Genomic DNA, 12,844 nt, shown 5'->3' with positions numbered 1-12,844 from the left:
GTTCCCGAAAAAGAGTCGTGCGTACTCGATCGCTCGAGGAGAGCCCCTGTCGGCTATCCGTAGATCGGGAACTCCTGGCAGAGGTGTTCGACCGTCGACGCGGCCCGGTCGTGAACCGCCTCGTCCTCGGGATTATCGAGGACGTCCACGATGAGGTCGGCGACGGTCTTCATTTCCTTTTCTCCGAATCCGCGGGTCGTAAGCGCCGGCGTCCCGACGCGGATTCCGCTGGTGACCATCGGCGATCGCGTTTCACCGGGTACGGTGTTCTTGTTGACGATGATGCCGACGTCGGACAGGAGTTCTTCGGCCTCCTCGCCCGTAATGTCGGGGTGGGAGTCACGGAGGTCGACGAGCATGAGGTGCTTGTCCGTTCCACCGCTCACCAGCGAGAGTCCGCGGTCGATGAACTCGTCGGCGAGGATATTCGCGTTCGCGACGGTCTGCATGGCGTAGGACTGGAACTCGTCGGTGGTCGCTTCCGCGAAGCCCGCAGCCTTGCCGGCCACGCTGTGCATCAGCGGCCCTCCCTGTGCGCCGGGGAACACTGCCGAGTCGATATCGTCCGCGAACTCCTCGTCGCACATGATGATGCCGCCGCGGCCGGCACGGATCGTCTTGTGTGTGCTCCCGGTGACGAAATCCGCATGGTCGACCGGCGAGTCGTGGACGCCGGCAGCGACGAGCCCCGTCACGTGAGCGATATCCGCGAGGTGGTACGCGTCGACCGCGTCCGCGACATCGCCGATCCGTTCGTACTCGAATTCGCGGGGATACGCCGAGGAACCACTCACGATGATGTCCGGGTCGAACTCGCTCGCGTGGCTCTCGAGTTCGTCGTAATCGATGTACCCCGTCTCGGGGTCGACCTCGTACTGTTCGACGTCGTAGAGCTGCCCCGAGAAGTTGACGTTGTGGCCGTGAGAGAGGTGGCCGCCGTGGGACAGCGACAGCGACAGGATCTTGTCGCCGGGCTCGAGCACGGAGAAGTAGACGCCCATGTTGGCCTGCGTCCCGCTGTGGGGTTGTACGTTGGCGTGGTCGGCCCCGAACAGGTCCTTCGCGCGTTCGATGGCGAGTTCTTCGACGGTATCGACGTGTTGGCAGCCGCCGTAGTATCTCCCGCCGGGGTATCCCTCGGCGTACTTGTTCGTGAGGACGCTCCCTTGTGCTTCGAGCACGGCTTTCGAGACGTGATTCTCGGAGGCGATCATCCCCAGCGTCGATTCCTGCCGTTCGCGCTCGAGGTCGATAGCTTCGGCCGTATCCGGATCTATCTGCTCGAGTGACTGTTTGAACGCCATAGCTAGATGTCGATTATAGACGGTAAGTATCTTGCGTGCAGCCGGTTTGCAACCTCAAAGAGTAATATATGCGAGACAATGTGGTGAGATATCATCACACTACCTGGCTTTAAGAGACAGGAACGGCTATCGTGTGTCGATGAAGCGTACAATCAGTACCGACGATGCTCCGGCAGCCGTAGGCGCGTACAGTCAGGCAACGACCAACGGTGAACTGCTGTTCACCGCGGGCCAGCTCCCCCTTACGACGGATGGCGAGCTCCTCGACGACGCGCCGGTCGATGAACAGACTCGGCAATGTCTCGAAAACGTCACCGCGATTCTCCAGTCCGAAGGGGGATCGATGGACGACGTCCTCAAGACGACCGTGTTCCTCGACGATATCGATGACTTCGACGAGTTCAACCACGCGTACAGCGAGTTCTTCGACGAAGAGCCGCCTGCAAGAAGCGCCGTCGAGGTCGGCCGCGTTCCCAAGGGGGCAGCGGTCGAGATCGAAGCAGTCGCCGTACTCGAGTAGTCGCAGTCGACGAGGAAAGACCGATCGTCCGTAGCGTGAAACGGGAGTTTGCCACAGTCACACGATCGGAATCCAACCCGACTTCGCATACTGGTCGACAACACGGTCACACGGCCGCGCCAGCAGTTTTCCGACAGTGAGGGACACCCGGCGCCTCGACGCTGGTCCAATCGGTCGGTGCTCGGGGTGACCGATACGCCTTTTTCAGCGGGCGGCATATGATCGTCCATGTGTCAGTACTGTAGCTACCGGTACCACGACGGCTGGACCCAGTTATTGCAATATGATACTGTGTACCAGAACACTATCAGTGCAGAGTCAGAGTCGACGTACGGCTTCCACGAATCGTGGGACGAACTTCGAGAGGAAGTCGGCTACGGCGCGCCCTAATGAGTCGATTCGGCTGAGTTTTCCGTATCCGCGGTTCGCTGGACAGCGTTCGGTTTCCGCTCGTGTGACTCGATAGAGACCGAACCGGGTAGTGACTCCGTGATGGCTCCGAAACAAGAAGTTCACGCGGACAGAAACAGTCGGCGCTCGAGACGACTCCGACGCTCAGTCGTCGCTGGCCGAGGTGCTGGGGCCGCTGTCGGCTCCGGCGTCGGGTACCCGCAGCACGTCCGGGTCGGCGTCCGATCCGAGCGGTTCGACACGGACGCTAGACACCTTGTACTCCGGAATTCCGGTGTGCGGGTCGAAGTTCTCTTGGGTAAGCTTGTTGACCGCACCGGCAGCGAAGTGCATCGGGATGAACAGCGTCCCCTCGCCGATGCGGTCGGTCACGGTCGCCTTGACGACGATGTCGCCGCGGCGGGACTCGACCCGGACGTACTCGCCGTCGGCGACGCCGAGTTGGTCGGCCGTCGACGGGTTGATCTCGACGAAGCTCTCGCCGACGTGGCTCATGAGCCCCTCGACGCGCCGGGTGATCTGGCCGGTGTGCCAGTGGTAGAGCACCCGCCCGGAAGTAAGCGTGAGTGGATATTCTTCGTCGGGCAGTTCACCGGGATGTCCGCCGTCCGCGGGCACGAACCGCGCCATGCCGTCGTCGAAGTTGAACGCCCCGTCCTCGTAATCGTAGAGGTACGGCGTGCCGGGGTGATCTTCGTCCCAGCAGGGCCACTGGAGTCCGTGCTCGTCGCCCGACTCGAGGCGGTCGTAGCTGACGCCGCCGTAGATCGGGACCAGGTCGCTGATCTCGTCCATGACCTCCCGCGGATGGTCGTAGTCCCAGTCCCACCCGAGCCGGTTGGCCAGGTCCTGCGTAATCTCCCAGTCTTGGCGCGCCGTCCCGGGCGGTGTCGCAGTTGGACGCACCCGCTGGACGCGGCGCTCGGTGTTGGTGAACGTGCCGTGTTTCTCCGGCGACGTCGCTGCGGGCAAGATCACGTCCGCGTGCGTCGCCGTCTCCGTCATGAAGATGTCTTGGACGACGAGGAACTCCAATTTCTCGAGTGCTTCTTCGGCGTGCTGGATGTCAGGTTCGGACAGCGCGGGGTTTTCCCCGACGACGTACATTCCCCGCAGGTTCCCTTCGTGTGCCTCCGAGAGCATTTCGGGTACCTTGAGCCCCGCCTCCTCGGGCGGACGCTTGTCCCATGCGTCTTCGAACTTCTCGGCGACTTCGGGGTCCGCTGGGTCCTGATAGCCTGGAAGGCTTCCGGGGAGTGTCCCCATGTCGCCACCGCCGCCCTGTACGTTGTTCTGTCCCCGGAACGGTGAGAGTCCGGCACCGGGTTTGCCGATCTGGCCGAGCGTGAGGGCGAGATCGGCCATCGCGAGGAGGTTCTGCGTGCCGTGGCTGGACTGGGTCATCCCCATCGCCCAGCCGAAGACGACGGTCTCGGCGTCGGCGAGCGTCTCGGCCGCGGACTTCAGCTCTTCGGGCGGGACACCCGCCAGTTCTTCGACTTTCTCGGGTGTAAATGCCTGTACCTTCTCTTTGACTTTCTCGAATCCCTTCGTGTTGCGCTCGATGAACGCCTCGTCGTGGAGATCGTTTTCGACGATATATCGGATAAGCCCGTTGAGCCAGGCGACGTCGTACCCGGGTTTGGTCCGGGTGTATTGGTCTGCATGCTCGGCGATGCCGACTTCACGGGGGTCGAAGACGACCAGGTCGGCCCCGTCTCGGACGTTTTGCTTGATGCGGGTCGCCAGAACCGGGTGCGACTCCGTCGTGTTCGACCCGGAGATGAGGTAGGCGTCGGCCTCGCCGACATCCTCGTTGATACGGTTGGTCATGGCACCGTACCCGAGGGTCCGTTGCAGCGCCGCCACCGTCGTCGAGTGACAGAGCCGCGCACAGTTGTCGATGTTTTTCGTCCCGAGCACCTGTCGGGCGAACTTCTGGACGAGATACGCCTCTTCGTTGCTCCCCTTCGACGACGCGAGACAGCCGACCGCGTCGACGCCGTGTTCGTCCTGGATCCCGCGCAGTTCGCTCGCGACGCGATCGAGCGCCTCGTCCCAGGACGCCGTCTCGAACTCGCCGTCGTCGGTTCGCACGAGCGGTTTCGTGATCCGCTCGTCGCTGTTGGCGAACTCGTGTCCGAACTTCCCTTTCACGCAGGTCGAGAAGTTGTTGGCGGGCGCTTGAGCGGGATCGTCGACGGGTTGGACGCCGATCGCGTCCCCGTCTTTGCCCCACATCTCGAACCGGCAGCCAACGGCACAGAATCCACACGTCGTCTCCTCCGTGTCGATCTTGCCGAGTCGGTAGTCGCTGACGGCCGATGCAACGTCGAACAGTCGTCCCTCGGGGAGTACCGAGGCGGCGACGTTCTCGGCGGTGTGTTCGCCGGCCAGCATGGCTTTCCGACCGTACTCCGTGGCGAGGTCCGACACGCGGCGCCTGCTTTGGGCCATGAATCGGGCGACGCCGCTTCGATCGGCCGGGCTCACGCTGGGGCTGGCTCCGACCTGCCTCTCTCCGCCGGGGTCGGGCGAGCGATTCGGTGCCGTCGTGTCGTCGAGCGTTTCGGCCGCCTCGTGTTCCATGACCGTTCCGATGGAGTTGCGCTGTGTGAATCCCGGAAGCGGAAGCGTCGCAGCGCCACCGATATCCTTCTCGGTCAACGCGCCAGTCGGACAGACGGTCGCACAGTGACCACAGGAGACGCAGTCGGAGTCGGCCATCGTCTCGGCGTCGGACTGGAAGCCGATGCGCGTGTCCTCGCCGTGGCCCTCGATGCGGAGCACGCCTTCGACCTGCACGTCGTTACAGCCCTCGACGCACCGGTTACAGAGGATGCACTTGTTCCGGTCGATCTGGATGAACGACGAACTGTCGTCGAGGGGTTCGTACTCGTCACGGTCGTCGAAGACGCCATAGCGCGGATGGTCGACGCCCTCGCTGATTGCGGTATCCTGCAGTTCGCAGCGGCCGTTGCCGTTGCAGGTCGTACACCGGAGGTTGTGATTCGAGAGGACCAGATCGAGGTTGACGCTCCGCGCTTCCTCGGCGTCGGGGGTATCCGTCTGCACGGAGAGCCCGTCTTCGGCCGGGAACGAACACGAGGGAACGAGACCGTGCTCGTCGGTCTCGACCATACAGGTCCGGCACTCGCTTCGCGGTCCGATCTCACCGCTGCAGTCGCCGTCGCGGTCGTAGTAGCAGAGTGCGGGGACATCGGCGTCGTCCTCGACACCGTCCGCATCGGGGTCGACGCTAACCATCTCGTCGCTGACGGCCTGCATCGCGTCGATAACGGTTGAATCCGGCGGGACGGTCACCGGGGTACCGTTGATCGTCACCGTCGTCGAGTCGTCGCCGTCGGTACCGACGGCCGGATCGTTCGCGGTGCCGGTCTCAAAGGTAGCGGAGACCGGCGTATTCGGTTGCGAGTCTTCGATATCGGGAACGCTCGGAAGTGTGTGGTCAGTGCTCATAGGTTCTCAGTACAGGTGCCGCTGGGACAGCGACCGTCAACGTGTGCGTGAAACTCGGATTCGAACTCGTCGAGCGCAGTTATCACGGGACGGGGTGCGTGAGCGCCGATCTGGCAGTTGCTCGAGCGTGCCATCACGCGACCCAGTTCGCGGATCGCGTCGGCCTCGAGCGATCCCTGATAGACGTCTCGCAGGAGTTCGGTGAGTTGTGTCGTTCCTTCGCGGCCAGGCACACAGCGGCCGCTGTTCTCGGTGGACGCAAATCGGACGCGCTTGCCGACGTTAGCGACCACGCACCGGTCGTCGTTCAGCAGTTCGACGACGCCGTCGGTCCCGAGACCGGCCGCAGCGAGCGACTGTGCGGTCGGGGCGACGTCGAGGTCCCGGGTGATACCGCCGAGGATCCCGCCCGCGCAGGCCATCTTGAACGATCCGATCAGTTCGACGGCGTCTCGTGCCACCGAAAGACTGCTGTCCGACGGGAGTTCGATGGTCGCCGGATCGGCGACGTCGCCGGCGACGGTGAGCAGCCGGGTGCCCGGATCGGCGGTGTTCGCGCCGAACGCGTCCGGATCGCGAATAGCCCGCCGTACCTGTGCGAACGTCCGCGGCGTGTGAACGACCGTCGGCCGTCCGTAGAGACCGTGCGTGGCGGGTGACGGCGGCTGGAGGCGCGGTTCGATGCGGTCGGCACCTTCCATCGCCTCGAGCGCGGCCGTCGGGGCACCGGCCCGGTACTCGTCGGGGCCGGCGACCAGCTGCGGAACGACCGGCAGTTCGTCGGCGACTGCATCGATCGCCTCGCGGAGGTGGCGATGGAGGTGGCGATCCCCCTCGTTCAGGTAGACGACGGCGTCGTCGGCACCCACGTACTCGGCGACGGCCGCGATCCCGTCGAGGACGGCTATCGGCGCGCCGCCGAGCAGCACCTCGTCCGCTCGCTGTTCATCGCGTGTCTCGTTCGCATTGGCAACCACGACCGGGTCTCCGTCCGCGTCTCGGACGGTCTCCCAGACGTCGGCGACGGGGTCATCGGCGGCGGCGTCGCCGCGCCCCCGACCGAGGAGTCCGGTATCGGTTACCGCCTCGGCGGCTCGATCAGACGAGACGATCGGCCACTCGTTGGGCTCGAACGGATCGGCCCAGCCACACCGGCTGAGCACCGATCGCTGGCCGATCGAGAGCGGTCCCGTGTTCGGGAGCGGGAGCGACGGCATCTCGGGCCTGTGTTCGACGACCGCATCAGCGTCAGCCGCTGGGATAGAGCCGTCTTCCAGCGTCGCGACGAGGGCTCGAGCGGTCGACGGCTCCGGTTTGACGAAAAACGCCGTCCGCCCCTCGTGCGTCGTCATGACGAGCGGTTCGCTCCCCGTCACACCGGTCGATCCCGTGCGGACTACCGGTATCGACTCGGATTCGTCTCGCATCGCCGTCACGACCTGTTCGTCGTCGTCGTTCGTCGCGAGGTCGATCGCGACGCGGACGAGAGGTGAGCGACAAGCGGTATTTGTATCCCGTTTCATTAGGTGTACCGTTGAATCGCAGGGATAAAAAATCTCATAACCAAATTACTGTAATTATTTTTATATTATCTGGGAGCGGAACCCACGACTGACGCTATGGCAGCGCCATACTTTGGCTTTCGGGGGGGTGGTCGCCACGAGCGCGATTCCGGGAACGACGGTTCGACTGCAACTGCTGGCCGAGACGGCCCGGCGTCCTGACGGAGTAGTGGCCGTTGGACGATCACGGCCGTTCTATCGGTTGCTCGGCCAGCGGCGTCTCGTCGTCGACGACCTCGTCCAACCCGAGACGATCGGCCGTTTCGCGGGCCGGGCGACCATCGGCACCCCACCCGCGCTCCGCGTAGTAGGCCTCGAGCATCGCCTCGAAACGATCCTCGTCTACCGACTGCCCGTCGTTCGGCCCCGACTCGAGGGGGGTTCGGAGCGCGAGCGGTAGTTCGTCGTCCGCTCGAGAGACGCCCTCGCGAACGTTGAACAACCGGGTGAGCGTCCAGATGCGCTCCCCGATCGTCCGTAAGTCTCCGTCGGTGTCCAATCCCACGGCGTCTAGCCACTCGACACCGAGATCCTCGAAGACGTCGCCGACGAAGTCGTCGACGATCAGGCTCCAGAGAATCGATCGCTGGTCCTGTTCAGTCGCGACGATGCGGGCGGCCCGCTCGGGACTCCAGTCCTCGAAGACCTCCCGCTCGATCGGGATCGCTCGCCGGTGGCAGGCGCCGCGATCGCTCGTGGCATAGGCCAGCGCCATGCTTTCGGCGCCTCGAGGATCGTACGCGGGCAGTTCCATCGCCTTGACCGTCGGCACGAGATCGTCGCCGCCGAACCGCTCGGCCGCCGCGTCGACTCCCTCCGCCAGTACGTCGCCGAGCGGCGTCTCTCGGGTTGCGATGTCGCGGAGCAGCGATCGCGCATCGTCGGGATTACCGAACGTGAACGAGTGATCTAGTAGGCTCGCTTCGCTGGCACGGACGGCCCACGCGACGGTGTTTCCCGCGCTGATCAGATCGATACCGAGGCGGTCACACGTCGCCCCGAGTTCCGCTACGGCGTCGAAATCGTCGATGCCCAGGCCCGCGCCGAGCGTCATCGCCGTCGCACCGCGGGGGACGCTCTCGCCCGCGTCGGTCTCGACTCGGTATCCGCCGGGGTCGTCGTCCGGGTACTCCCGCTCGCGGGCCAGTTCGCGGACGGCGGCGATGCCGATGTCGTCCGCGCCCTCGAACTGCCCGTCTTGCCAGCCCCGCGTCGGGAGAACGCCGGTCTCGTTGGCGAAGTCGACCGTTTCGACGGTGCCGCTCGCTTGCAGCCACGTTCCGGTGTCAGATTCGCGATAGCGTTCCGCATACCGCTCGCGTAACTCCTCGAGGCCAGACGGGGGGTCGCCTCGGGCGACAACGGCCTTGAGCCGCTTGGCACCCATTACGGCGCCCGCGCCGCCCCGACCGGCGTGGTGGTCGCCGGCGTCGGACGAAATGGTCGCGTAGGCGACCTGATTTTCCCCGGCGGGACCGACACAGGCGACTGCAGCGTCGGAGAACTGCTCGTCGGTGGTGACGGTATCCGCACCCCAGGTCTCGGCTGGCTCGATATCCACGGCACCGTCAGCCACGACGAGTCGGACTGGCTGTGACGCCTGACCGGTGACGAGGATCCCACTGGCGTCGCCTAACGCACCTGCGAGCACTGCCGGGAAGGTCCCGCCAGCGTACGAGTCGAGGAAGCCCCCGGTCAGCGGGGACTTCGTGATCGCCGCATAGCGACTCTCTCCCGGAAGGAGCCCCGAGACCGGGCCGAGCATGAACAGCAGGACGTTGTTCGGCCCGAGTGGATCGGTACCGGCGTCCAGTTCCTCGTACAGGTACCGCGCTCCGAGACCCTTGCCGCCGACGTAGCGTCGTCGCCACTCGTCGGGAACGGAAACGCGGTCTACCGACTCCGTCGAGAGATCCACGCGGAGGAGTCGGTCGGGCGCGCGAAGGTGCATTGGTTGGACGTATCCCCTTACGGTGTAAAAAGGTACCTCGTCTCCGGAGTCGGGGATCGGGCTCTCACGTCAGACGCAAGATCGCATTGCGCCGCCGAGTGCGCTCTTTCTAGTCGAGCAGCGGTTCCTCGCGAACGGTGGCGTCGTACCGGTCGCCCTCGTACTTGATCTCGAGGTCGGTCCCGGGCTCTGCGTACTCCGGTGGGAGGTACGTGTAGACGACGCAGGCGCCGACCGTGTACCCGTACTCGGCGCTGTGGACGTAGCCGATCCGTTCGTCACCGTCGAAGATCGGACGGTGAGGGAGGATCGTCGCCGCTTCGTCGTCGAGGGTCAGACACGCGACCTTATGATCGATGTTGTTCCCCTCTGCCGCTTCGACGACCGCTTCCTTCCCGATGAAGTCGGTCTCGAGGTCGGTGGCCCACCCGAGGTCCGCTTCGTAAGGGTTGTGCTCGGTGTGGAGGTCCTCGCCCCACAGCCGGAAGCCCTTCTCGATGCGCAAGGCGTTCAGCGCACCGTTGCCGTACGGGCGAATGTCGTGCTCTTCGCCGGCCTCCATGAGATGTTCCCAGAGTTGCTCGCCGTACTCGGAGGGCGTGTACAGCTCCCAGCCGAGTTCGCCCGCGTAGGACACTCGGAGCGCGGTGACGGGCACGTTCTTGACGAAGAACTGCTGACTCGTGAAGAACGGGAACGCCTCGTCGGAGAGATCCACGTCCGTCACCTTCGAGAGCACCTTCCGCGCGTTCGGACCGGTACAGACCATCGCCGCCAGGCTCGAGGTAACGTCGTTGACGACCACGTCCTCGGGGGACTGCTCGCGGACCCACGCAACGTGGTTGTTTCCGACCTCGCGACCGGTCGTCAGAATGAGGTAGCGGTCGTCGTCGACGCGCGTGACGGTGATATCCGCACGGATGCCACCCTCCTCGTTACACATGAGCGTGTACCGGACGTCGCCGATGTCGAGGCTCATGTCGTTCGTACAGAGGCGCTGAACGAAATCTCCGGCATCGCTGCCGACGACCTCCATCTTATTGAACGACGTCATGTCGTGGAGGCCGACCTTGTTACGGACGTGGAGCGCCTCCGCGCCCTCGATGGGCGACCAGTACTTGCCCTCCCAGCCCTCACGGTCCGGAATCTGCTCGCCGTACTCGGCGAGCAGGTCGGCGTTGGACTCGAACCACTGCGGTTCCTCCCACCCGGCTTCGGCCCACAGCTCGGCGTCGAGTTCCTTGTGGCTGTGGTACATGGGCGTGCGGCGGATGTCGCGCTGGTGATCCGTCCAGACCCACTTCGGGTGCATGATGTTGTAGACGATGCGGTACTCCTCGCCGCCGATGTCCCGTGCGAAGTCCCAGCTGCCTTCGTGGTCGTCGAACCGATTGACATCACAGTGCCGGAGGTCGATCGGGCCGTCGGAGAGACGGGGGACGCCGTTTTCCATCCACTCGGCGAGCGCCTTGCCGGCACCGCCGGCATGAGTGACCCAAATGGCGGCCGCGGACCAGAGACCGTCGTACTGCTGGACGGGACCCATCACCGGCAGGCCGTTGGGAGACTCCGCGAACATGCCGTTGTACTTGTGTTCGAGTTCCTTCCCCTCCGTGGCCGGCAGCAGTTCGTTGCTGGCCTGTCGGGGGGCCTTGTCCGGCCGATCCGGGTGGGTCGCGTTGTTCATATGGTACTCGGTGAATTCGTGGACCGAGCCCTGTTCGCCGCCCTCCTCGTTGCCGCCGAGCTCCCGCGGGTCCGGAACGACGGGTTCGTGGTTGTACGACCCGATTCCGTACGAGTCCCCGTGGGTACGGAAGTACATCGCGTTGTCCTGATCGCGGAGGATCGGCCGGTCGGGGCCCGCGAGAAGGCGATCGGTCTTCTCGCCGGAAACGTCCTTGTAGCCCTCGTACAGCGGGTGATCGCTGACGTCGATCTGGTTGTCGGCGAGCTCCTCGAGCGGCTCGGTCATCGTGTACTGGTGCTCGACCGGCGTCACCGGGAGGTGAACGTCGAGTTTCTCGCCGAGCTGACGCGCCCAGATGTTCGTCGCGATGACGACTTCGTTACACTCGATCGTCCCGTTTTCGGTGGCGACCGAGGTGACCGACCCGTTCTCCGTTTCGATGTCTTCGGTGCGGGTATGTGGTACGAACGTCGCTCCCCGGTCCATGGCTTCCCTAGCGAGGGCAGCACAGGCGACGACGCCAGACACTTGGCCGTCAGTCGGGGAGTAGTACCCACCCTGGATCACGTCGCTGTCGACGAGCGGCAGCTTTTCTTCGACTTCCTCGGGCGAAAGAATCTCCGGGTTCGGGAGCCCCCAGGAGTTGGCCCACTCGACGCGGCGCTGAAGGTAGTCCATCCGCTCGTCGCTCCGTGCGACCTCGATGCCGCCGACTTCCTTGTAGGCCTGCACCCCGTTGTCGTCCTCCAGGTCCGAGTACAGATTACGGCTGTATTTGGCGAACTTCGAGAGAATCTTCGACTCCGAGGTCTGAAACATGATCCCCGGCGCGTGGCTGGAAGAGCCACCAGTGGTCGGCATCGGTCCCTGATCGACGACGACGACATCGTCTCGGCCGAGTTCAGTGAGCTGGTACGCCAGGTTGCACCCGACGATACCGGCACCGACAATAACAGTGTCTGCTTGGTCCGGCAAGCTATCATCTGCGTTCATAAGTGTACACTTCGTGGTGCCAGTCGAGTACAAATATAAGTATCGCTCACCCCGGTCTTCACCAGATGTTGGCAGGAGGATTATGATTAGAGTTTCGAGAGAGCTGTGAGTAACGATGATATCACTGTTATTCTACGGCACTACCGCCAAGCGACGGCGCTCGGTTCCCGCTCGGGTCTGTGCACGGACACGCCACCGTCCATCAGCGGCATCGATACGGTCAAAGAGAAGCACAAAACATCATTTTAATGCCAGGATTGGCGATAGGAACGGGACATCGGAGGTGACAGCTTCCAGTTGCAGCTACTCGTCCCAATCAAGCAAATACGAGGATATCCACACACAGAGGACCTACCAAGACATAATTCTGAACGAGAGGTTCGAAATTATATCGGCTATCGAAGAAATAACGACAACTTATTTCATGGTAACTCTGCACCTTCCGCTTGCATGGTAGAATCCATTCCGCTGGAGACAGCGACGGAGTTGATAGAAGCGGCAGAAGAGAAAGCAGACGAGATCGACAACCCGATGGTGATCACGATCGCAAACAGCGAGGGGAACCTCATCGCTCAGCACCGTATGGACGGCGGCTGGCTGGCCTCCGTGAGCATCTCGCGTAACAAGGCATACACGTCGTCTGCCCTGGAGATGCCGACACACGAACTGGCAGAGCCCTCCGAGCCGGGCAACTCGCTGTACGGCCTCCAGACGACCGACGACGATCAGATCGTCATCTTCGGTGGCGGCTATCCGCTCGAGCGAGACGGTGAAGTCGTCGGCTCGATCGGTGTCTCCGGCGGTGCCGTGAGCCAAGACCGCGAGGTCGCCGAAGCCGGCGTCGAACGGTGGAACGAACTCGTCGAAAAAGAAGCGATCACGGCAGACGACTGATCGGCGATCACCGGGTGACACTCAGGCGGTGAGCGACTG

At 63.7% G+C, this 12,844-nt stretch carries 8 protein-coding genes; 3 read left to right on the top strand and 5 right to left on the bottom strand.

Annotated features, from left to right (window positions below; genetic code table 11):
• Positions 1–53: 53 nt before the first annotated feature.
• Positions 54–1,304: a serine hydroxymethyltransferase gene (gene glyA, locus ACJYUO_RS17725; RefSeq protein WP_494346664.1), complete on the bottom strand. Its 1,251-nt coding sequence runs from the start codon at positions 1,302–1,304 to the stop codon at positions 54–56.
• A 139-nt stretch (positions 1,305–1,443) separates the two neighbouring features.
• On the opposite strand from glyA, the gene ACJYUO_RS17720 reads away from it, so the two are divergent.
• A complete protein-coding gene (locus tag ACJYUO_RS17720) occupies positions 1,444–1,824 on the top strand; it encodes a Rid family detoxifying hydrolase (protein ID WP_494346663.1) in 381 nt (126 codons plus the stop codon).
• 228 nt (positions 1,825–2,052) lie between these two features.
• Complete coding sequence (locus ACJYUO_RS17715; RefSeq protein ID WP_006433187.1) at positions 2,053–2,214, top strand: hypothetical protein; 162 nt, start codon at positions 2,053–2,055, stop codon at positions 2,212–2,214.
• A gap of 165 nt (positions 2,215–2,379) precedes the next feature.
• Here ACJYUO_RS17715 and fdhF read toward each other — a convergent pair whose 3' ends face one another.
• The 4 genes from fdhF to ACJYUO_RS17695 form a co-directional block, all read right to left on the bottom strand.
• Positions 2,380–5,715, bottom strand: a complete 3,336-nt coding sequence (fdhF, locus tag ACJYUO_RS17710; RefSeq protein WP_494346662.1) for a formate dehydrogenase subunit alpha — start codon at positions 5,713–5,715, stop codon at positions 2,380–2,382.
• Positions 5,712–7,238 (bottom strand): NADH-ubiquinone oxidoreductase-F iron-sulfur binding region domain-containing protein, encoded by a 1,527-nt coding sequence (locus ACJYUO_RS17705; RefSeq protein WP_494346661.1) that lies wholly within the window; start codon positions 7,236–7,238, stop codon positions 5,712–5,714. The genes fdhF and ACJYUO_RS17705 overlap by 4 nt, the downstream gene beginning before the upstream one ends.
• 223 nt (positions 7,239–7,461) lie before the next feature.
• A complete protein-coding gene (locus tag ACJYUO_RS17700) occupies positions 7,462–9,228 on the bottom strand; it encodes an aldehyde ferredoxin oxidoreductase family protein (RefSeq protein ID WP_494346660.1) in 1,767 nt (588 codons plus the stop codon).
• A gap of 109 nt (positions 9,229–9,337) precedes the next feature.
• On the bottom strand, positions 9,338–11,911 hold the full coding sequence (locus ACJYUO_RS17695; protein WP_494346659.1) for a GcvT family protein: 2,574 nt from the start codon (positions 11,909–11,911) through the stop codon (positions 9,338–9,340).
• A 450-nt stretch (positions 11,912–12,361) separates the two neighbouring features.
• Here ACJYUO_RS17695 and ACJYUO_RS17690 point away from each other — a divergent pair, with 450 nt between their 5' ends.
• Positions 12,362–12,805: a GlcG/HbpS family heme-binding protein gene (locus ACJYUO_RS17690; protein ID WP_494346658.1), complete on the top strand. Its 444-nt coding sequence runs from the start codon at positions 12,362–12,364 to the stop codon at positions 12,803–12,805.
• Positions 12,806–12,844: the final 39 nt, after the last annotated feature.

This window comes from Natrinema sp. CRL1 (assembly GCF_059162405.1).
The sequence above is the reverse complement of the archived record's forward strand: the minus strand, read 5'-3'. Positions and strand labels throughout refer to the sequence as shown.